The sequence below is a fragment of the Falsiroseomonas tokyonensis genome (assembly GCF_019024325.1).
Taxonomy (GTDB): domain Bacteria; phylum Pseudomonadota; class Alphaproteobacteria; order Acetobacterales; family Acetobacteraceae; genus Falsiroseomonas; species Falsiroseomonas tokyonensis.
In genome coordinates, this window is the sequence record NZ_JAFNJS010000004.1 from 197,071 (window position 1) to 216,487 (window position 19,417).

Sequence of the window (19,417 nt, forward strand, 5' to 3'; positions counted from 1 at the left end):
TTTCGCCGAAGCCGGCCGGGCGCTACAGACATTCCATGAGCCGCCGGAACGCGGGCGCCGAAGCGGCGCCGTACCTGATCACCGAGACCGAGGCGCTGGTCGCCCTCTGTACCCGCCTGCGCGGCGAAAGCTTCGTGACGGTGGACACGGAGTTCATGCGGGAGCGGACCTACTGGCCCGAGCTCTGCGTCGTCCAGCTGGCCGGCGAGAACGAGGTGGCGGTGGTCGACGCCCTCGCCCCCGGCATCGACCTGACCGCCCTGGGCGACCTCCTCGCCGATACCGCCGTGATGAAGGTGTTCCACGCCGCCCGGCAGGACGTGGAAATCTTCCTGCTGCGCTTTGGCGCCGTGCCCACCCCCATCTACGACACGCAGATCGCCGCCACCGTGGCCGGCTTCGGCGACCAGGTGAGCTACGACCAGCTCGCCCGGTCCCTGGCCGGCGCGCAGATCGACAAGGCGCATCGCTTCAGCGACTGGGCCGCCCGCCCCCTCTCCCCCGCCCAGATCGCCTATGCGGCCGCGGACGTCACCCACCTGCGCCGCATCTACACGGCGCTGACCACCAAGCTGGACCGCGAGGGCCGCGGCGGCTGGGTGGCGGAGGAAATGGCGGCCCTCGCCGAGCCCGCCACCTATCGACAGGACCCCGAGACGGCCTGGGAAAAGCTGCGCCCGCGCACCAGCAACCGCCGCTTCCTCGGCCTGCTGCGCGCCGCCGCCGCCTGGCGGGAGCGGGAGGCCCAGCGCGTCAACATCCCCCGCCAGCGCCTGGTGAAGGACGAGACGCTGCTGGAGATCGCCGCCACCGCCCCCGAAACCGTGGGCGACCTGTCCCGCGCCCGCGGCATCTCCGAGGGGTTTGCCAAGGGCAAGTCCGGCGCCTCCCTCCTGCTGGCCATCCAGGAAGCCAAGGCCCTGCCGGATTCGGCCCTGCCCGAGGCGCCGAAGGAACGCGCCAATGGCGCCAACCCCTCCCCCGCGCTCGTCGCGCTGCTGAAGGTGCTGCTGGCCGCCAAATCCGAGGAACACCAGGTGGCCCCCCGCCTGCTGGCCAATTCCGAGGAGCTGGAACGCCTGGCCGCCGGCGAGACCGAACTGGCCGCCCTGCAGGGCTGGCGGCGGGAGGTCTTCGGCGCCGCCGCGCTGGACCTGCGGGCCGGGCGCGTGGCGCTCGGCGTGGACGGAAGGCGCGTGCGGCTGATCCAGGCCTGAACCCGAACGGGCGCCAGCGCGCGACAGGCGGTTACACGAAACTCCGGCGAAGGGTTGCAACCGGAACGGAGCAGCGACGTTGTCGCGGCATCTGGACCTTGGAGCCCAACGCCATGCCGATCGACCGCCGCACCCTCGCCCGCCACGCCGCCCTGGCCCTGACCGGCGGCAGCCTGCTCTCCACCCTGCCCCGCCCGTCCTACGCCGCGAGCCGGGCCGAGATCGACGCGCAGACCAACGCCGCCCTGACCACGCTGCGCGGCATGCCCAACACTGCCCCGCTGTTCGAACGCGCCCAGGCGGTGCTGATCTTCCCGCGCATCGTCAGCGGCGGGCTGATCGTCGGCGGCCAGTACGGCGAAGGCATCCTGTTCCGCGGCAACGAACGCCAGGGTTACTACCGCATCGCCGGCGCCTCCTTCGGCCTGCAGGCGGGCGCGCAGGTGGCGGGGCTGGCCATGTTCTTCATGACCGACGAGGCGCTGCGCGCCCTGCAAGCGGCCGATGGCTGGGAAATCGGCACCGGCCCGTCCGTCGTCGCCCTCGACCGCGGCGTGCAGGCGAACGTGACGGCCACCACGCTGCGCGAGCCGGTCTACGCGGTGACCTTCGGCCAGGAAGGGCTGATGGCGGCACTGACCATCAACGGGACGAAGATTTCGCCGTTCAATCCGGTCTGACGCGGTTTCGGAGGACGGAGATTCTCCCCTCACCCAACCCTCTCCCCGCTGGGGAGAGGGCTTTTCGTATTGGGGCTAGACCCGGCGGACGGGGCGGAGGACCAGGTGGCGGGGGCGGCGGGGGGCCTTGTCCACCAAGGGCGGCAGGGCGGGGATGTGCAGGCGGGGCGGGGGCAGGCCGCGCAGGGTGCGGCGCGGAATGCGGGGCATCCGCGGCACCTCGTAGGGCGCATCCGGCCGGCCTGGCTGGGGCACCGGTGTCTCCGGCAACAATTCGGCCGGGCCGGGCAAGGCACTCTCCATGCCGAGATTGCGCGCCAGCAGCAGGCTATAGGGGCTGAGCTGCCGGGCGGCCCGGCGAAAGGCCCGGCAGATGCGCCACTCCAGGCTGGCCATGTCCGGCCTGGCAAAGGGGTGGCGGGAGACGGCGATCAGCAGCCGGTCCAGCGTGCCATTGCGGGCCTGGTAGATCAGGGCGCTGTGCGCGGTGCCATAGTCGCAGAAATCCTTGGGCAGCGCCGCCCAGGGATCGGTGCCGCAAGCCACCCAGAAGATGGCATTCCAGATTTTCCGGCGGTCCCGAGGGGGGCGGCCAATGCCGCTCGGCAGGTAGTCGCAGAGGGCCGCCCACTCGCTGTCCGTCAGGGGAAACCAGTCATGCGGGGTGGTAGGGCGGAGCGGGAAGTGGAGCCGCATGGGGGTGCTCCGGGCGCGGGTTTATGGGGAAGTGTTCCTATAGGAATTTATCCCGATTCGCAAGATTTTTCCCAGCCGCTCAGATGTCCAGCGCCGCCTGATCGGTCGCGGAACGCCGCGTTGTTTCGCGGGCGGCGCGCCGGAATCCTTCCTGTCGGCCGAGCGGGGGCAGGCGCTCCTGGTCGTCATGGATGCCGCGCAACAGCTCATCGATCGTCTTGACCATGATCTTGCGGAACTGGCCGAAGCCGGTATCGGCGAAGCCGGCGCTGGCGGCTTCGCGCATCATGTCCTTGGTGGGCTTTGCGAGAGTAACCAGGACGCCACCCAGGGCACCTTCACGCTGAACGGTGCCCACAAGGTCGCGCACGTCGCGGACCGAGATGTTCTCGCCGCCCTTCACGGAGACGATGATGCGGTCCAGATGCTCCGTCTTTGGGCCCGTCCGGACCCAGCGGATGCCGTCGATACCGCGGTCCGCGCCCTTCTTCTTGCCGCCCTGCGGCACGGCATCGAGCAGGGAGACGGCCCACCACTGGAACTGGTGCTTGTCCCGGCTGGCGAGGTCGCGGGCAGCGGCGAGGTCGCGCGGGGTGCCGAGCACCTCAAAGGCGATCCCAGAAAAGGCGTCCTTCAACCGGCGCTCGATCAGGCTGATCGCCAGATGCGTGACATCCATGCCGATCCAGTGGCGGCCGAGTTTCTGGGCAGCGTGGACGGCGGTGCCGCAGCCGCAGAACGGATCAAGGATTACATCGCCAGGATTGGAGGAGGCGGCGATGATGCGTTCGAGAAGAGCGAGTGGTTTCTGTGTCGGGTAGCCGAGGCGTTCCTCTGAAAGATTATGCATTGGTGGGATATCAGTAATAGTGTCGCCAATAGCTTGCCCAGGCTGTTGATCGAGGTACCTCTTAAACATCGGCATGCCGCCGGCTTTGTTTGGCCAGTGCAATAGTCCAGCCGCATCCATTTCGTCGAGCACCCGAGGTGGGTAGGCCCAGTGCCGCCCTTTCGCCGTTACATTTAGGCCTCGCCAAACCTCGCCAGTCTCGCCATTACGAGTCCCTGCACCAGTGAGGTCTGAACGACGCCAGCGCCGACCGTCCGGATCAACGTGTGTGTAAAATCCTTCAATGTAGCTTCGCTCATACGGAACATATTGCGGGTTCCAAATAAAATTCTCACCCCTTGAATAAAAGAAAATCGTATCGTGAACAGGCCCCCACCGCTTTGTACTACTATGCGCACTAGTTCTCTTCCAAACGATCTCATTACGGAAATTATGCGGGCCAAAAATCCCATCTAGCACAATCTTCAAATAATGGCTGGCTGTTGGATCGCAGTGCAGATACAGGCTGCCAGTCGGTTTCAGGACGCGATGTAATTCCATCAGGCGCACCGCCATCATTACCAGATAGGCGGTCATATCGTTGCGGCCGAGTGCGGTCACGATGCCGCGCATCAGCGTGGCAGCATCCGTGTGCGAGACCTGCGTCAGCACGTCATTATAGGCCGCCTCGGCACTGTCGCCCCAATGCCAAGTGTCGTCGAAAGCTTCCAACTGGCTGTCGCTCGCCTTACCGTCCGGGGCCCGGAACAGGACGTTGTAGTTGGCGGCGGAGTTGAAGGGCGGGTCGAGGTAGATCAGGTCCACGCTCTCATCCGGCATCAGCGGACGGCCATCGGCGTCCCGCCCCCGCAGCACTTCGAGGTTGTCGCCGTAGAACAGCTTGTTGTTGCTCATGCGGTGCAGTGTGGCGGGTTGATGCGGGGATGCGAAGGGGTGATGCGTGTTGGAAGGCGGCGCGAAGTCGGCGCGACCCCCCACCCAACCCTCCCCCGCAAGCGGGGGAGGGCTTTTCGGTCAAATCGCCGCCACCTCCACCCGCGCCACCAGCCCCAGCGCCCCCGCCAGCGCATCCAGCCGCCGCTGCACGCTTTCGCCCGCGAACACGCCGCTCCCCTCCACCAGCCGCAATTGCAGTTCCCCGCCCCGCACCCGCAGCGCGGTGCCGGCCAGCAGAACCGGGGTGCCGCCCGAGAGGGTAAAAGCCAGGCGCAGGGCGGCGCCGAGGGTTTCAGCGCGTTTCACGGCGGCGGCGTCCAGCAGCATGCGGGCGGTCGCCAGGAAGGGGGCGGTGGCGTCGGCCTCGTAGCGCAGGGCCACGACCATCGCGAGAAAAGCCCGCTGGTGGTGGTCCAGGCCCACGCCGGGCTGTCGCAGCACCCGGAAGAAGGCTTGTTCGGCGCGGTAGTCGGGGTGGTCGTGGCTGCCGATGTCGGCGATCCAGCAGCTGGCCTCGCGCAGCGCCGCCTGGTCTGGCGCCTCGGTCTCGAACAGGGCCTGGGTCCAGGCGAACAGGGCCGGCGGCAGTTCGGGGTCGCGGCCCCATTGGCGGGCCAGGTCGTGGCCGGCGGCCAGCATGGGGTTTTCGCGGCGCACGCCTTCCGGCAGCAGGCGGGAATACCAGCCTTCCCGCAGGCCGTTGGCGGAGAACACCACGCGGCTGGCGCCGGTGGCGCGCAGCAGGCGGCGCAGCACCACGGCGGCGAAGGGCATGTCGCCCAGCCGCTTGGCGGGGGCGCCGGGCATGGCGGCCAGCATCTTGCGGTCGGCCTTGGCCACCACGCCGGCCAGGTCCCGCGCCTCCTCCCGCCGCAGCACGTAGTGGTGGACGATGGACAGAGGGTAGCCGGTCTGGGCGATGTGCATCTTGGCCAGGGCGCGCCAGGCGCCGCCCACCAAGTACAGGTCCCGCCCCTCGCCGCGCTTCAGCCAGTTCACGCGGGCCAGGTCGGCCTCGACGATGGCGCGCGCCTTGGCCACATCGCCGCCGGCGCGGTCTGCCAGGCGGATGGCGCCGATCGGCAGGCTGGCGGCTGCGGTGGCGCGGCCGCGGTCGAGCTCCACCACCTCCAGCGACCCGCCGCCGATGTCGCCCAGTATGCCATCGGCCTCGGGGAAGCCGAGCAGCACGCCGTCGGCGGAGAGATTCGCCTCCTCCTCCCCGGTCAGCACGCGCACGGGCAGGTCGGGCAGGCGGTCGCGCAGCGCCGCGATGAAGTCGGGGCCGTTCTCGGCGTCCCGCGCCGCGGCGGTGGCCACCACCTCCACCGTCTCGGCGCCCATGGCGCGGGCCACGGCGGCGTAGCGGCCCATCACGGTGAGCGCGGGGCCGATGGCTTCCTCGTTCAGGCGGCCGGTGTTCTGCAGCCCGCGGCCGAGGCCGAGCACCGCCTTCTCGTTGAAGATGGTCAGCGGGTTGCGGGACAGCCCCTCGAACACCACCAGGCGGACGGAGTTGGAGCCGAGGTCCACCACGCCGAGGCGGGTCGGCGAGCTGTCGATGCGGTTACGGGGCATGGTGCGGTGCAGCGTCCAGACGACTTGGGGAGTGCGTGGCGAAATCGAGCCGCGCCGTCAACGCCAGGGAAGCGCGGGCGGTGGCAGGCGGGGCGGGTGAGTTTCGCGCGCGAAGCTTGCTCAGTCGTGCAGGGGTGGTCGGGGCGTGGATGCCGGCCCCCACCCGTTGGACGCATGCGTCCAACCCCCCGCAAGTGCGGGGGAGGGCTTTGTCAGTCCTGCAGCACCCGGTCCTGGCGGGCACGGCGGGGTGGGCCGGCGGGGCGCTGGGCGGCGCTGCCGCGGCCGGAGAGGGAGGGGTTGGTCATGAAGTACTCATGCGCCGAGACCGGCTTCGGACCAGGCGCCATGCGGCGATAGGTGCCGTCCGCCCGCAGCTGCCAGGACTGCATGGTGTCCTGCAGGTTCACCGCCATCACCTGGTCGAGGATCTGGGTATGCACGGTGGGATTCTCGATCGGCACCATCGTCTCCACCCGCCAGTCCATGTTCCGCGCCATCAGGTCGGCGGAGGAGATGAAGACGCGGGCGCGGCGGGATGGCAGGCGGTGGCCATTGCCGAAGACATAGACGCGGCTGTGTTCCAGGAAGCGGCCGACGATGGATTTCACGCGGATATGCTCGGACAGGCCGGGCACGCCGGGGCGCAGGCAGCAGATGCCGCGCACCACGCATTCCACCCGCACGCCGGCCTGGCTGGCGCGGTAGAGCGCATCGATCAGCTGCTCATCCACCAGGGAGTTCATCTTCAGCCAGATGCCGGCGGGCTTGCCCTCCTGCGCGAAGGCGATCTCGCGCTCGATCAGGCCGAGCAAGGCGGGGCGGATGGTCAGCGGCGCGAAGGCCAGGCCTTCCATGGTTTCGGGCCGGGCATAGCCGGTCATGTAGTTGAACAGTTTCGCGGCGTCGCGCGTCAGGGCCGGGTCGGCGGTGAAGAAGGACAGGTCCGTGTAGATGCGGGCGGTGATGGGGTGATAGTTGCCGGTGCCGAAATGCGCGTAGCTGCGCAGCACCTCGCGCTCGCGGCGCACCACCAGGCTGACCTTGGCGTGGGTCTTGAGTTCCACGAAGCCGAAGACGACCTGCACGCCGGCGGCTTCCAATTCGCGGGCGAGGGCGATGTTCCGCTCCTCGTCGAAGCGGGCCTTGATCTCGACGATGCCGGTGACGGACTTGCCGGCCTCCGCCGCCTCGATCAGGGCGCGGGCGATGGGGCTGTCGCGGCTGGTGCGGTAGAGGGTCTGCTTGATGGCGACCACGTTGGGGTCGCGCGCGGCCTGGCGCAGGAACTGCACCACCACGTCGAAGGACTCGTAGGGGTGGTGGACGACGATGTCCTTGGCGGCGATGGCCGCAAAGCAGTCGCCGCCGAAATCCAGGATCCGTTCGGGGAAGCGCGGCGTATAGGGGGTGAACAGCAGGTCGGGGCGGTCGTCCACGATCAGCTGCTTGATATCGGCGATGCCGAGCAGCCCATCCACCTTCACCACGCCCGCGCGGTCCGAATCCAGCTCCTCCGCCACCAGGTGCACCATGTCCGCGGACATGCGGGCATCGACCGAGAGCAGGATGGCCTGGCCGCGGCGGCGGCGCTTCAGCGCGGTTTCGTAGGACCGCACCAGGTCCTCGGCCTCTTCCTCGAACTCCACATCGGTGTCGCGGATCAGCCGGAACAGGCCGTGCTCGGCGGCGATGAAGCCGGGGAAGAGGCGGCCGAGGAAGAGGACGATCAGGTCCTCCAGCATCACGAATCGGATTTTTCCCCGCGATTCCGGCTCGGCCGGCAGGCGGATGAAGCGCTCGATCTGGGGCGGCAGCGGCAGCAGGGCGCGCATGGTGCCGCCGTCTTCCGTCCGCACCAGCTTCAGCACCATGCAGAGCGCCAGGTTGGCGATGAAGGGGAAGGGATGCGCAGGGTCCACGGCGAGTGGCGTCAGCACGGCGAAGACCCGGTCCATGAACCAGCCTTCCAGCCAGGCGCGGTCCGCCTCGGTGAGCTCCGCCGGCTTGCAGACGGTGACGCCCGCCCCATCCAGCAGGCCGCGCAGCTCGTGCCAGGCCTGCTGCTGGCCCTCGATCAGCGCCTGCGCCGCGGCGTTCACCGCGGCCAGCTGCCGCGCCGGCGTCAGCCCATCGGGCGACGGCGTGGTGATGCCGGCGCGGTCCTGGCCGACCAGGCCGGCGACGCGGACCGAGTAGAATTCATCGAGGTTGGAGGCCGAGATCGCGACGAAGCGCAGCCGTTCCAGCAGCGGATGGCGCGGATTGGCCGCTTCCTCCAGCACCCTGGTGTTGAAGGCCAGCCAGGACAATTCGCGGTTGATGAAGCGGTTCGGGCTGTCGAGGGCGATCGGCGGCAGCCGCACCGCGCCATGGGGCGCGCCGGGCTTGGGGGCCGAGGGGGCGGCGGGGGCGGCCGGATTGGCGGGCGGCGGCATCGTATCCATGGAATGAGACTAGCCCAGCCCTCCCGCCGGCGGGGAGGGCGTTTGCGATGACGTCTCGAAACGGTCATCCAGCGCGAGGATTTGGCGTGCCAGCGCCCGGGTAACCGGCGTGGCGCCCGCCAGCGAGGCCGCATCCAGCGCCGCCACCGCCTGGGCGATGGCCGCCGCATGGCGCGGCAGGCGGGACAGCAGGTAAGCCTGCACCCCGGCCTCCACCCGCAATTGCCGGTCTGCCAGGTGCTTGGCCAGCAGCGCGGCCAGCAACCCCTCCCCCGGCCCGGCGATCTCCACCGCCGTGGTGGCGCGCAGCCGGCTGGCGAGGTCGGGCAGGATGGTGGGCCAGCGCGCCGGCGCCATGCGGGCGGCCAGCAGCAGGGGCGCGCCAGTTTGCGCCGCATGGTTGATCAGGTGGAACAGCGCCTGTTCCGGTGCCGCATCGGCGCGGTCCAGCGCGGTGCCAGGCGCATCGGCCAGCGCCGCATCCATGGTGAGGCCCGGCCCCTCCAGCCGCCGCCAGCCGAAGCGCCGGGAAGCGGCCTGCAGCATATGCGTCTTGCCCACCCCCTCCGGCCCATGCAGCGCCAGGCGGCGCAGCGGCCAGGCTTCGGGCGGCGCTTCCAGCCAGGCCAGGGCCTCGGCATTGGAAGGGTCGGGGACCAGGTCCTCGGCGGCGTCCGAGCCCTGCAGCGGCAAGGGCAGGGCCAGTTGCAGGCCCATCACGGCGCCGGCGCGACGAAATCGGCGATGGCCTCCACCACCCCCGGTGCCAGGGGGCGGTCGGGGTCGGCGTAGGCGGCGAGGTTGTCCGCCGGATCTTCGCCCACCGCCTTCAGCACATGGTTCACCCCGGGCAGCAGCACCAGCCGCGCGTCGGGCCGCGCCGCCGCCAGCGCCGCCGCATCCGCCTGCGTCACCTGCAGGTCCAGCAGCCCCTGCAGCACCAGCAGCGGCGGCCGAACCGCGGCAGCCAGGGCCGGCGGGTCGAGGGCGAAGAGGCTGGCGAGGAAGCCGGCCAGGCTCGGGCGGAACAGCGGCAGCAGGGCCGGCGGGATCGCCTCCGGCAGCCCCTGCCCGGCCTCCAGCCGCGCCAGCAGCCCCTCCGCCTCCGCCCGCAGCGGGCCCGGCAGGGCGCGGTCGAGCTGTTCCCGCAGCACCAGGCCGATCCGGCGGCCCGGCGTGGCCAGCAGGACCAGGCCGCAGAGATCCGGCAGCCGGCCCGCGGCCAGCAGCGCCACCAGCCCGCCCTCGCTGTGCCCGGCGAGCCAGAGGCGGTCGGCGCCGCGCGCCCGCAGCACGCCGGCCCAGGCCGCGATATCGGCGGCGTAATCCGCCATGGTCACCGCCTCCGCATCCGGCACTGCGGCGCGGCTGCCGTGCAGGCCGCGCTTGTCGATGCGCAGGCTGCCGATGCCGCGCGCCGCCAGCCCCTCGGCCAGCAGACGGTAGGTCTCGGGGCGGTAGCCCGGGCCATTGCCGTCGCGGTCGGTGGCGCCGGACCCGGGGATGATCAGCACCATCGGCTGGCCGGGCAGCAGGCTGCCCTCCAGCGGCCCCTGCGGCCCGGGCGCCTGCAGCCGCGTCTCCGCCCCCGCCGGCAGGGAGGTCATGGCCAGCCCAGCCAGCAGTGCCGCGCGCGGCCGGCCGCGACAGGTTCCGCGCGGCCAGCCGCGACAGGTCCGCGCGGCCAGCCGCGACAGGTTCGGCGCGACGGCGGAGGTGGGGGATTGGCGCGCGGCATGGCTGCCGCGGATGCTATCCGATGCGGCCGGCCCTGTCCCGCCCGCCTCACCCGGTGCCGGTGCGCGGCGGGTCCAGATACAGCGGGCTTTCCAGGTAGCGGCGCAGCCAGTAGCGCGCGACCACGCCGATGGCCGCCGCCATGGGCACCGCCAGCAGCACGCCGAGGAAGCCGAAGGCGACGCCGCCCGCGAAAAGGGCAAAGATCACCCAGACCGCGTGCAGTTCCACCCTGTCGCCCAGCAGGCGCGGGTAGATGACATAGCCTTCCACCACCTGGCCCACCACAAAGATGCCGACGACGATCAGCACCTCGTTCCAGGTGCCGAACTGCGCCACCGCCAGCACCACCGCGGTGGCGAAGCCGGTGAGCGAGCCGACATAGGGGATGAAGGACAGCAGCCCCGCCATCAGCCCCACCGTCAGCCCCAGCTCCAGCCCCGCGGCGGACAGGGCGGCGGCGTAGTAGGCGGCCAGGATGGCGCAGCACAGCAGCTGGCCGCGCAGCCAGGCCGAGAGCACGCGGTCCGTATCCCGCGCCAGTTGCCGCAGCGTCTGCGCCGATTTGCGCGGCAGCCAGCTCTCGATGCGGTGCATCATCGCCTGCCAGTCGCGCAACAGGTAGAAGCCCACGATCGGCGTCACCACCAGCAGGGCGAAGACGTTGAACAGCGCCACGCCCCCGCCGATCAGCCGCGCCACGGCGGTGCCGAGGAAGGTGATCATCTGCCCGGCCTGGCCGATCACCAGGTCGCGCAGCTGCGTGTCCACCACCTCCGGCCCGAAGGCGTTCTGCGCGGCTTCCAGAGCCTGGCGCATGGCCTGGCCGATGCCGGCCACATAGGCCGGGGTGCGCACCACCAGCACGCCGATCTGCGCCACCAGCAGCGGATAGAGCAGCAGCAGCGCCAGCAGGGCCAGCGCCGTCAGCCCCGCCACCAGCAGGAAGGCGGCCACGGCGCGCGGCAGGCCGAGGCGCGCCAGCCGCGTGGTCGGCGGGTCGAGGAAATAGGCGATGCAGCCGGCCAGCACGAAGGGCGTCAGGATGGCGGAGAACAGCCAGACGGCGAAAAGCAGCGCCGCCAGCCCGCCCAGCACCACCGCCCAGCGTTCCGCCCGCGTAGCACGGCGGCCGGGCTGCACGGGGGGCGGCAGCGGCGCCGGGCCGGGGCGCGGCTTCGGCAGATCCCCGGGCGGCAGCGGCACGGCGGGCGGCAGGGCCGGTGGGGGGCCCGGTGGGGCATAGGGCGGGCGGGTCATGCCATTCACCGGCCGGACCGCGCCGCCTGCACCACATAGGCGGCGCCGGAGGCGAAGGTGGTCAGCGCCACCAGCAGGATCGCCGCCTCCAGCACCGGGCGGGCGCCCAGCCCGTAGCCGGCCATCAGCAGGGCGAAGGCCGCGAGGCCGATCTGCAGCAGGGTGTTCAGCTTCGAGATCCAGAGCGGTTTGATCAGCGGCGGCTGCCCAAGCAAATACAGGACCAGCACGCCGCCGACGATCAGCAGGTCGCGGAAGACCACCAGGATCGCCAGCCAGTCCGGCAGCACGCCGAGGCCGGCGAGCGTGACATAGACCGAGACCAGCAGCGCCTTGTCCGCCACCGGATCCATCATGGCCCCGAGCGCCGAGCGGCTGTTGCGCCGCCGCGCCAGCCAGCCATCCAGCCCATCCGAGACCCCGGCGGCGACGAAGACCCAGAAGGCGAGGTCCAGCCTGTGCTGCAGCATCAGCCAGATGGCGGCCGGCACGGCGCAGAGGCGTGCGAAGGTGATCGCATTGGGCAGCGTGAAGGGCCCGGCATCGGCAGGGGGGGTGGGCGGAGGCGCCGCAGCCGGGTCAGCGCCCCCCGGCAAGGCTGAGGCGCCATCCCTCGCCCACGCGCTGGCCCGCGCCTTGGCTCATCCCCTGGCCCTGGGGCGGCCGGCCCGCCAGCCCGGCCAGGCGCGGGTCAACCACCCCTGGCGGCGCCTGGCCGAGCGAGAGGCCAAGACCCGCAAGCTCCATCGCCGCTTCCGGCGGCTGGCTGCGCAGGCCGAGGCGCAGCCGCGCCTGGTCGCCGGCCAGCGTCACCACCTCGAATCGCGCCACCGGCGCAGCGCTGCCCAGGCGGCGCGTGATCTCCACCCATTCGGCGAAGCTGCGGTAGCTGGCCAGCGCCTCCACCGTCGCCACCGCCGGGCCGCTGGCCACCGGCGCGGCCGGAGCCTCCGTGCCCATGCCGCCGGGCGTGGCGGGGGCTTCGCCGGCGGGGACGCGGCCACCGGCGGCGGCCACGCGCTGCGGGTTGAAGTTCACCGTGATGCGGGCGGTATAGGTGCGCGCGTTGATCCGCTCCGATTCGATGACCAGGGAGCGGACCATGGATTCGATCTGCTGGGTCGAGGCGCTGGCGCTGAGGCCGGTGGCCGCGGCCATGCGTTCATAGGCCAGGCGCTGGCCGGCATTCAGCGCCTGCTCCCGCGCCTGCACCGCCGTCTCCGCCGTCGCCTCGGCCGGCACGCCGCGCTGCACCAGCGGGTCGTCCTGCGCCAGGGCCGGCGCGCCCGCCAGACCGCACAGCAGGAGGAGCATGCCCAGCATCCGGATTGCGGAGGTCACGCGCGCGTGGTTGTTTCCGCCCCGCTGGCCGGGCAGGAAGCTGATCGGCAGGCTCGAACCCGGCATTTCGCAATCCTTTTCCGTCTCTCACGCATACCCGATCGGGGGCCGCCATGACCAGCCTGACCTACCGTGACGCGGGGGTGGATATCGAAGCCGGCGACGCGCTGGTGGAGGTGATCAAGCCCCTGGCCCGCAGCACCGACCGGGCTGGAACGATGGGCGGGCTCGGCGGTTTCGGCGCGCTTTTCGACCTCAAGGCGGCGGGCTTCCGGGACCCGGTCCTGGTGAGCTCGACCGATGGCGTGGGCACCAAGCTGAAGCTGGCGATCGATTCCGGCATCCATGGCTTCGTCGGCCAGGACCTGGTGGCGATGTGCGTGAACGACCTGGTGGTGCAGGGGGCGGAGCCGCTGTTCTTCCTGGACTACTTCGCCACCGGCAAGCTGGAGGTGGCGCAGGCCGCCGCCGTGGTGGGCGGCATCGCGGAAGGCTGCCGCATCGCCGGCTGCGCCCTGGTGGGTGGCGAGACGGCGGAGATGCCGGGCCTCTACAAGGGCGGCGACTATGACCTGGCCGGCTTCACCGTGGGTGCTGCGGAACGCGACGCGCTGCTGCCGCGGGCGGATATGGGGCCGGGCGACGTGCTGCTGGGGCTGGCCAGCTCCGGCGTGCATTCCAACGGTTTCTCGCTGGTGCGGCGCATCCTGGAAGGCACCAACCTGACCATGGACGCCCCCGCCCCCTTCGCGCCGGGCAGGACGGTGGCGGAGGCGCTGCTGGTGCCGACGCGCATCTACGTGAAGCCGGTGCTGGCGCTGCACCGGGCGGGGATGCTGAAGGCGGCCGCCCACATCACCGGCGGCGGGCTGCCGGGCAACCTGCCCCGCGTGCTGCCGGATGGCGTGGTGGCGGCGCTGGACGCCCGCGCCTGGACGCTGCCGCCGGTCTTCGGCTGGCTGGCGCGGACGGGGAATGTCGCGGCGGAGGAGATGCTGCGGGTGTTCAATTGCGGGCTCGGCATGGTGCTGGTGGTGGCCGAGGACCAGGCCGCGGCGGCGCAGGCGCAGCTGGAGGCGGATGGCGAGACGGTGTTCCGGATCGGCACGCTGGAGGCCGGCGAGGGCAAGGCCGGCGTGCGGATCGACCATCTCGGGGCCGGCTGGCCGGGGTGAGTCGGATGCGCGTCGCCGTCCTGATCTCCGGCCGCGGCAGCAACATGGCCGCGCTGCTGCGCGCCGCGGCCCAGCCGGGCTATCCCGCGACCATCGCCCTGGTGCTGTCCAACCGCGCCGATGCCGCCGGGCTGGCGGTGGCGCAGGAAGCGGGGGTGCCCACGGCCGTGGTCGAGAGCCGCGGCTTCAAGGGCGACCGCGCCGGCTTCGAGGCGGCGATGGAAGCGGAATTCGCCCGCCACGCCGTGCAGCTGGTGGCGCTGGCCGGCTTCATGCGGGTGCTGACGGAAGGCTTCGTCGATCGCTGGCGCGACCGGCTGATCAATGTCCATCCCTCGCTGCTGCCGCTGTTCAAGGGGCTGGACACCCATGCGCGGGCCCTGGCCGCCGGGGTGAAGCTGCATGGCTGCAGCGTGCACCTGGTGCGCACCGGGGTGGATGAGGGGCCGATCCTGGCCCAGGCCGCGGTGCCCGTGCTGCCCGGCGACGACGAGGCGAGCCTGGCCGCGCGGGTGCTGGAACAGGAACACCGGATTTACCCGGCCGCGCTAGCCTGGCTGGCGGCGGGCCTGGTGCAGGTGCAGGGCGATGTGGTGACGGTGGCGGCCCCTGCGGCCGCCGGCGCGCTGGTGAACCCCTTGCCCGGCTTCGCCCCGGTTTCTACAAGCTGACCCATACGTTGACCCCCACGAGGATCCCATGGCCGAACAGGCGCCGACCTACGAGATGATCGAAGTCAAGGCAGAGGACATCATGGCCGAGCGCCAGGGCCTCTATGCCGGCTTCCTGCGCGCCACGGTCTGGAGCATCGGCGCGACGGTGGCCGTGCTGGTGCTGATGTGGATCTTCCTGGTCTGAGCCAGGCCGGGGCGGCCAGTGCGCCGCCCCTGTCGCCATTCCCTTCCCCCGGCGGGGGGAAGGGCTTCGGTTCAGCCGACGATCTCGGTGCCGGCGAAGAAATAGGCGATCTCGATCGCGGCATTCTCCAGGCTGTCGGAGCCATGCACGCTGTTCGCCTCGATGCTCTCGGCGAACAGCTTGCGCACGGTGCCCTCGGCGGCATTGGCCGGGTTGGTGGCGCCCATCACCTCGCGGTGCTTCGCCACCGCATTCTCGCCTTCCAGCACCTGCACGACGACCGGGCCGGAGGTCATGAAGGTGACCAGGTCGTTGAAGAAGCCGCGCTCCTTGTGCACGCCGTAGAAGGCCTCGGCCTGGGCGCGGGTCATGTGGATGCGCTTCTGCGCGACGATGCGCAGGCCGGCTGCCTCGAAGACGGCGTTGATCTTGCCGGTCAGGTTGCGGCGGGTCGCGTCGGGCTTGAGGATGCTGAAGGTGCGCTCGATGGCCATGGGACTGATCCTTGGTTGGTGGCGCGCCGGATAGGCGGGGTTTCGCCTATGCGCAAGGGTCGCGGCCGTGACGACCTTCAGCCGTAGGGCGGGCAGGTGAAGCCGGCGGGGGAGGCGGTGAAGATCTCGCAGCCGGTCTCCGTCACGCCGATGCTGTGCTCGAACTGGGCCGAGAGGCTGCGGTCGCGGGTCACCGCGGTCCAGCCATCGGCCAGGATCTTCACCTCCGCCCTGCCGGCATTCACCATGGGCTCCACCGTCAGGAACATGCCGGGGCGGAGCGTGACGCCCTGGCCCTTCTGCCCGTAATTCAGGACATTGGGCGCCTCGTGATAGCCACGGCCGAGGCCATGGCCGCAGAAGTCGCGCACCACGCTGCAGCGCGCTGCCTCGACATGGCGCTGGATGGCGAAGCCGATATCGCCGAGACGGGCGCCGGGGCGGATGGCGGCGATGCCCTGCATCATCGCCTCATGCGCCACGGCGATCAGCCGCGCGGCGCGGGTGCCAGGGGCGCCCGCCACATACATGCGGCTGCTGTCGCCATGCCAGCCATCCAGGATCACGGCCAGATCGATATTCAGGATATCGCCCTCCGCCAGCAGCCGCTCCCCGGGGATGCCGTGGCAGACGACATGGTTGGGCGAGATGCAGGTGGCATGGCCATAGCCCTGGTAGCCCAGAGAGGCCGGGACCGCGCCATGGTCCAGGATGAAGTCGTGGCAGAGCCGGTCGAGGGCCGCGGTGCTGATGCCGGGCCGCACATGCGCCGTGATCATGTCGAGCGTGGCGGCGGCGAGCCGTCCGGCAGCGCGCATGCCGGCAAAATCCTCCGGCCCGTGCAGGGTGATGCGCCGGGACTCGGCTTGCCGGGTCATGCGGCTGCGGGGTCCGCGGCGAAGGGCAGGCCGGCATGCAGCTCGGCGATCATCTGCCCGGCGAAGGCGGGAATTCCGCCCTCGGCCAGCAGGTGCGGCCGCAGGATGGCGATGGGTGCGTCGAAGATCAGGAACCTGGCCCGCGCCAGCTCAGCCTCCCCGGCCGCGCCCTGGCACAGGCGGGCCACGCAGGCGCGGAAGGCCTCGTCCATGGCGGCTTCCAGCCGCTCCATCTCCTGGCGCAGCGTCTCGGGCGGCGGGGCGTCCTCGAACAGGGCAACGGGCTCGTGCAGCAGCAGGAAGGCGGCGCGGTGGCGGTCCTCCGCCGCCCAGGGCAGCAGCGCCAGCGCTGCCTCCCGCGCCCGGCCGGCCTGCAGCAGCGGCACCAGCACCCGTGACAGAGCGCCATAGCTGGCATTCCAGGCGGCGGCGAGGATGGCGGAGCGGGAGGCGAAGCGGTGGTAGATGGAGCCGGTGGGCGCCCCGACACGGCGCGCCACCGCCTGCATGGTGGCCGCCTGGGGCCCGCCCTCTGCCACCAGGGCGATGGCGGCGTCGATGAAATGCTCGGCGGTGAAGCGGGCGGTGCGAACCATGCATCTAGAATAGATGTTCTAGAATGGTCCGTCCAGCCGTGTTCAGGGGCGTGCCGCCCAGCCCTCCAGCACGCCCACCGCCTCCGCCACCAAAGCGCGGCGGGCCTTCATCCGGTGCGTGCCGATGGGGGCGGAGGTCTCCAGCCGCAGGGCGGTGGCATCGACGCGCACGCGCCGGTCCGGCCCGACGCCCCCCAGCACCCGGGCGCTGTCGGCCATGGCGGCGGCATAGACCACGGCGTCTACCTTCGCGATCTGCATCGCGGCGACGCAGAGCGCGCAGGGCTCGCAGCTGGTGAAGACGGTGCAGCCCGAAAGGTCCAGCGTGCCGAGGCGGTTGCAGGCGTCGCGCATCGCCTCCGTCTCCCCATGCGAGGTGGGGTCGAGCTTGCCGATCGCCTGGTTGAACCCCTCCCCCACCACCTGCCCGTCCTTCACCACCACGGCGCCGAAGGGCTGCGCGCCCGGCGTGGCCGCGGCCTGCGCAGACAGGGCGATGGCGCGGCGCATGAAGGTCTCGTCGGTCTCGTTCATGGGGGCTCTCCTTCGCGTGCAGCTTGAAGCCCCTACGCCTGGCGGGAAAGGCCCGCTAAGAAGCCCTCATGACCGTTCTCATCATCCGCGACCTGACCATCCGCTTCGGCGGGCGGGAGCTGCTCAGCGGCGCCGAGCTGACGCTCGACACCGGCCACAAGCTCGGCCTGGTGGGGCGCAATGGCGCGGGCAAGTCCACCCTTCTGAAGGCCATCACCAGGGAGCTGATCCCCGACGGTGGCGAGATCAAGCTGGCCGCCCGCGCCCGCATGGGCGTGGTGGCGCAGGAGGCGCCGGGCGGCCCCGGATCGCTGCTGGAGGCGGTGCTGGAGGCCGATACCGAGCGGTCCGAGCTGCTGGCGGCGCTGGAACGCGACGAGGAGGCGCATCGGGCGGCGGAAATCCATGAACGCCTGATGGCGATCCAGGCCGATGCCGCGCCGGCCCGCGCGGCGACGGTGCTGGCCGGCCTCGGCTTCGATGCGGAGGCGCAGGCGCGGCCGCTGGATTCCTTCTCCGGCGGCTGGCGCATGCGCGTGGCGCTGGCCCGCGCGCTGTTCCTGGAGCCGGACCTGCTGCTGCTGGACGAGCCGACCAACCACCTGGACCTGGAAGCGACGCTCTGGCTGGAGGGCTGGCTGAACCGCTTCGCCGGCGCCGCCATCATCGTCAGCCATGATCGCGGGCTGCTGGACCGGGCCGTGGACGGCATCGCGCATCTCGATCGCGGCAAGATCCTCTACTACCCCGGCAATTACGAACGCTTCGTCCGCATCCGCACGGAACGCGCGGCGCAGCAGGAGGCGCAGCGCGGCAAGATCGCCGCCCAGCGCGCCCATATGCAGGCCTTCGTCGATCGCTTCCGCGCCAAGGCCAGCAAGGCCAAGCAGGCGCAGTCGCGCATCAAGGCGCTGGAAAAGCTGCCGGTGATCGATGCGGTGGTGGAGGATGCCAGCACCACCTTCGCCTTCCCGGAGCCGGAGGAGCTGGCGCCGCCCGTGCTGGCGCTGGAGCATGTCGATGTCGGCTATGGCGGCCCGCCGATCCTGAAGGGGCTCGACCTGCGGATCGACCAGGAAGACCGCATCGCCCTTCTGGGCGCGAACGGCAACGGCAAGTCGACACTCGCCAAACTGCTGGCCGGCCGCCTGGGCCCGTCCCGCGGCACGGTGAAGCGGGCGCCGCGGCTGCGCGTCGGCTTCTTCGCCCAGCACCAGTCGGAGGATCTGGACGCGACGGGCACGCCGCTGTCCCACATGCAGGCGGCGCTGCCCCATGCCACGGTCAGCCAGTGCCGCAGCCAGCTGGCCCGCTTCGGCCTGACGGTGGAGCGGGCGGAGACGCAGATCGCGAACTGCTCGGGCGGCGAGAAGGCCCGTCTTCTTCTTGCGCTGTGCACGCGCGATGCGCCGCAGCTGCTGATCCTGGACGAGCCGACGAACCACCTCGACATCGATGCGCGGGAGGCGCTGGTGCGGGCCCTGGCGGACTACCAGGGCGCCGTGCTGCTGATCACCCACGACCCGCATCTGGTGGAGCTGGTGGCGGACCGGCTCTGGCTGGTCGCCGACGGCCAGGTGAAGTCCTTCGACGGCGACATGGACGAATACCGCGCCTTGCTGGCCGAGCGCGCCCGCGGCGGCGCCCGCCCGGCGGAGGCAGAGGCCGGCGGCAAGGGGTCGCTGGAGCGGAAGAAGTCGGCCAGCGCCCGCGCCGCCCTGGCGCCGATGCGCACCCGGCTGAAGGAGATCGAGCGCGAGATGGAAAAGCTGGCCCTGGAGGCCAGGCTGATCGAGAAGCGCCTGGCCGACCCCGCGACCTATGCCAAGCGCAAGCCCGAGGACATCACCTGGGCCAATACGCGCCGCATCGTCATCGCCCGCCAGACGGCGGCGCTGGAGGAGGAATGGCTGACCCTGTCCGAGCAGGTTGAGGCGGCCTGAGGGGCGTCGCCTCCACCATCTCCTCCGCCAGGGTCCGGCGCAGGAAGGTGGGCCAGAGGGCGCGCGCCGTGCCGGGTTCGGCCGGCAGGGCCTCTCGGGCCGCATGTTCCAGGATTGGAAGCGTTTCCATGGCCAAGTCCTTCCCCGAGGCGTGGCGCAAGGCAGACTGCACCAGGGGGACGAGCGGATGCAACCGG

19 protein-coding genes are annotated in these 19,417 nt (G+C 71.1%); 6 read left to right on the top strand and 13 right to left on the bottom strand.

Features of this window, described 5'->3' with window-relative positions; translation table 11 throughout:
• Positions 1-35: 35 nt before the first annotated feature.
• Together rnd and J3S20_RS14695 are read left to right on the top strand one after the other, a co-directional pair.
• Positions 36-1,217, top strand: coding sequence for a ribonuclease D (rnd, locus tag J3S20_RS14690; RefSeq protein ID WP_216837244.1), 1,182 nt, complete (start codon positions 36-38; stop codon positions 1,215-1,217).
• A 113-nt stretch (positions 1,218-1,330) separates the two neighbouring features.
• The gene (locus J3S20_RS14695) at positions 1,331-1,897 is read left to right on the top strand and encodes a lipid-binding SYLF domain-containing protein (protein WP_216837245.1); all 567 of its coding nucleotides are present in this window, start codon (positions 1,331-1,333) and stop codon (positions 1,895-1,897) included.
• A gap of 75 nt (positions 1,898-1,972) precedes the next feature.
• On the opposite strand, the gene J3S20_RS14700 is transcribed toward J3S20_RS14695, so the two are convergent.
• From J3S20_RS14700 to J3S20_RS14740, 9 genes are all read right to left on the bottom strand, one after another.
• Positions 1,973-2,593, bottom strand: coding sequence for a transposase (locus J3S20_RS14700; RefSeq protein WP_216837246.1), 621 nt, complete (start codon positions 2,591-2,593; stop codon positions 1,973-1,975).
• A 79-nt stretch (positions 2,594-2,672) separates the two neighbouring features.
• Complete coding sequence (locus J3S20_RS30850) at positions 2,673-4,337, bottom strand: DNA methyltransferase (protein WP_281419533.1); 1,665 nt, start codon at positions 4,335-4,337, stop codon at positions 2,673-2,675.
• A gap of 120 nt (positions 4,338-4,457) precedes the next feature.
• Positions 4,458-5,957, bottom strand: a complete 1,500-nt coding sequence (locus J3S20_RS14710; protein ID WP_216837247.1) for a Ppx/GppA family phosphatase — start codon at positions 5,955-5,957, stop codon at positions 4,458-4,460.
• Between the two features lie 212 nt (positions 5,958-6,169).
• A complete protein-coding gene (locus J3S20_RS14715; protein WP_216837248.1) occupies positions 6,170-8,404 on the bottom strand; it encodes an RNA degradosome polyphosphate kinase in 2,235 nt (744 codons plus the stop codon).
• Between the two features lie 9 nt (positions 8,405-8,413).
• Entirely contained in the window at positions 8,414-9,121 is a 708-nt protein-coding gene (locus J3S20_RS14720) for an HdaA/DnaA family protein (protein WP_216837249.1), read from the bottom strand.
• Positions 9,121-10,011, bottom strand: a complete 891-nt coding sequence (locus J3S20_RS14725; RefSeq protein WP_216837250.1) for an alpha/beta fold hydrolase — start codon at positions 10,009-10,011, stop codon at positions 9,121-9,123. The genes J3S20_RS14720 and J3S20_RS14725 overlap by 1 nt, the downstream gene beginning before the upstream one ends.
• Positions 10,012-10,189: 178 nt before the next feature.
• Positions 10,190-11,401, bottom strand: coding sequence for an AI-2E family transporter (locus J3S20_RS14730; RefSeq protein WP_216837251.1), 1,212 nt, complete (start codon positions 11,399-11,401; stop codon positions 10,190-10,192).
• Positions 11,402-11,406: 5 nt separating this feature from the next.
• On the bottom strand, positions 11,407-11,997 hold the full coding sequence (locus J3S20_RS14735; protein WP_216837252.1) for a CDP-alcohol phosphatidyltransferase family protein: 591 nt from the start codon (positions 11,995-11,997) through the stop codon (positions 11,407-11,409).
• On the bottom strand, positions 11,981-12,808 hold the full coding sequence (locus tag J3S20_RS14740) for a hypothetical protein (RefSeq protein ID WP_216837253.1): 828 nt from the start codon (positions 12,806-12,808) through the stop codon (positions 11,981-11,983). The genes J3S20_RS14735 and J3S20_RS14740 overlap by 17 nt, the downstream gene beginning before the upstream one ends.
• A gap of 47 nt (positions 12,809-12,855) precedes the next feature.
• Here J3S20_RS14740 and purM point away from each other — a divergent pair, with 47 nt between their 5' ends.
• The 3 genes from purM to J3S20_RS14755 are packed head-to-tail and all read left to right on the top strand — an operon-like array spanning position 12,856 to position 14,775.
• Positions 12,856-13,917, top strand: a complete 1,062-nt coding sequence (purM, locus tag J3S20_RS14745; RefSeq protein ID WP_216837254.1) for a phosphoribosylformylglycinamidine cyclo-ligase — start codon at positions 12,856-12,858, stop codon at positions 13,915-13,917.
• A 5-nt stretch (positions 13,918-13,922) separates the two neighbouring features.
• Positions 13,923-14,588 (top strand): phosphoribosylglycinamide formyltransferase, encoded by a 666-nt coding sequence (purN, locus tag J3S20_RS14750; RefSeq protein ID WP_216837255.1) that lies wholly within the window; start codon positions 13,923-13,925, stop codon positions 14,586-14,588.
• A gap of 28 nt (positions 14,589-14,616) precedes the next feature.
• Positions 14,617-14,775, top strand: a complete 159-nt coding sequence (locus J3S20_RS14755) for an aa3-type cytochrome c oxidase subunit IV (RefSeq protein ID WP_216837256.1) — start codon at positions 14,617-14,619, stop codon at positions 14,773-14,775.
• 71 nt (positions 14,776-14,846) lie between these two features.
• Here the strand turns inward: J3S20_RS14755 and ndk are convergent, their stop codons facing one another.
• The 4 genes from ndk to J3S20_RS14775 all read right to left on the bottom strand — a co-directional run bounded on the left by ndk (position 14,847) and on the right by J3S20_RS14775 (position 17,277).
• Positions 14,847-15,269: a nucleoside-diphosphate kinase gene (ndk, locus tag J3S20_RS14760; protein WP_216837257.1), complete on the bottom strand. Its 423-nt coding sequence runs from the start codon at positions 15,267-15,269 to the stop codon at positions 14,847-14,849.
• Between the two features lie 77 nt (positions 15,270-15,346).
• A complete protein-coding gene (gene map / locus J3S20_RS14765; protein WP_216837258.1) occupies positions 15,347-16,147 on the bottom strand; it encodes a type I methionyl aminopeptidase in 801 nt (266 codons plus the stop codon).
• Positions 16,144-16,743 carry a TetR/AcrR family transcriptional regulator gene (locus tag J3S20_RS14770; protein WP_216837259.1) on the bottom strand — a complete coding sequence of 200 codons (600 nt, stop codon included), beginning with the start codon at positions 16,741-16,743 and terminating at the stop codon, positions 16,144-16,146. The genes map and J3S20_RS14770 overlap by 4 nt, the downstream gene beginning before the upstream one ends.
• Positions 16,744-16,785: 42 nt before the next feature.
• On the bottom strand, positions 16,786-17,277 hold the full coding sequence (locus J3S20_RS14775; protein ID WP_216837260.1) for a nucleoside deaminase: 492 nt from the start codon (positions 17,275-17,277) through the stop codon (positions 16,786-16,788).
• A 68-nt stretch (positions 17,278-17,345) separates the two neighbouring features.
• Between J3S20_RS14775 and J3S20_RS14780 the strand changes: the two genes are divergently transcribed.
• Positions 17,346-19,220, top strand: coding sequence for an ABC-F family ATP-binding cassette domain-containing protein (locus J3S20_RS14780; RefSeq protein ID WP_216837261.1), 1,875 nt, complete (start codon positions 17,346-17,348; stop codon positions 19,218-19,220).
• Positions 19,221-19,417: the final 197 nt, after the last annotated feature.

Bases quoted from the DNA above. Each gene is read 5' to 3' on its own strand.
- rnd (WP_216837244.1), top strand. From the start codon at position 36: ATGAGCCGCCGGAACGCGGGCGCCGAAGCGGCGCCGTACCTGATCACC.
- J3S20_RS14700 (WP_216837246.1), bottom strand. From the start codon at position 2,593: ATGCGGCTCCACTTCCCGCTCCGCCCTACCACCCCGCATGACTGGTTT.
- J3S20_RS14770 (WP_216837259.1), bottom strand. From the start codon at position 16,743: ATGGTTCGCACCGCCCGCTTCACCGCCGAGCATTTCATCGACGCCGCC.
- J3S20_RS30850 (WP_281419533.1), bottom strand. From the start codon at position 4,337: ATGAGCAACAACAAGCTGTTCTACGGCGACAACCTCGAAGTGCTGCGG.
- J3S20_RS14715 (WP_216837248.1), bottom strand. From the start codon at position 8,404: ATGGATACGATGCCGCCGCCCGCCAATCCGGCCGCCCCCGCCGCCCCC.
- ndk (WP_216837257.1), bottom strand. From the start codon at position 15,269: ATGGCCATCGAGCGCACCTTCAGCATCCTCAAGCCCGACGCGACCCGC.
- J3S20_RS14780 (WP_216837261.1), top strand. From the start codon at position 17,346: ATGACCGTTCTCATCATCCGCGACCTGACCATCCGCTTCGGCGGGCGG.
- J3S20_RS14710 (WP_216837247.1), bottom strand. From the start codon at position 5,957: ATGCCCCGTAACCGCATCGACAGCTCGCCGACCCGCCTCGGCGTGGTG.
- map (WP_216837258.1), bottom strand. From the start codon at position 16,147: ATGACCCGGCAAGCCGAGTCCCGGCGCATCACCCTGCACGGGCCGGAG.
- J3S20_RS14775 (WP_216837260.1), bottom strand. From the start codon at position 17,277: ATGAACGAGACCGACGAGACCTTCATGCGCCGCGCCATCGCCCTGTCT.
- J3S20_RS14730 (WP_216837251.1), bottom strand. From the start codon at position 11,401: ATGACCCGCCCGCCCTATGCCCCACCGGGCCCCCCACCGGCCCTGCCG.
- J3S20_RS14720 (WP_216837249.1), bottom strand. From the start codon at position 9,121: ATGGGCCTGCAACTGGCCCTGCCCTTGCCGCTGCAGGGCTCGGACGCC.
- J3S20_RS14695 (WP_216837245.1), top strand. From the start codon at position 1,331: ATGCCGATCGACCGCCGCACCCTCGCCCGCCACGCCGCCCTGGCCCTG.
- purN (WP_216837255.1), top strand. From the start codon at position 13,923: ATGCGCGTCGCCGTCCTGATCTCCGGCCGCGGCAGCAACATGGCCGCG.
- J3S20_RS14740 (WP_216837253.1), bottom strand. From the start codon at position 12,808: ATGCCGGGTTCGAGCCTGCCGATCAGCTTCCTGCCCGGCCAGCGGGGC.
- J3S20_RS14755 (WP_216837256.1), top strand. From the start codon at position 14,617: ATGGCCGAACAGGCGCCGACCTACGAGATGATCGAAGTCAAGGCAGAG.
- J3S20_RS14725 (WP_216837250.1), bottom strand. From the start codon at position 10,011: ATGACCTCCCTGCCGGCGGGGGCGGAGACGCGGCTGCAGGCGCCCGGG.
- purM (WP_216837254.1), top strand. From the start codon at position 12,856: ATGACCAGCCTGACCTACCGTGACGCGGGGGTGGATATCGAAGCCGGC.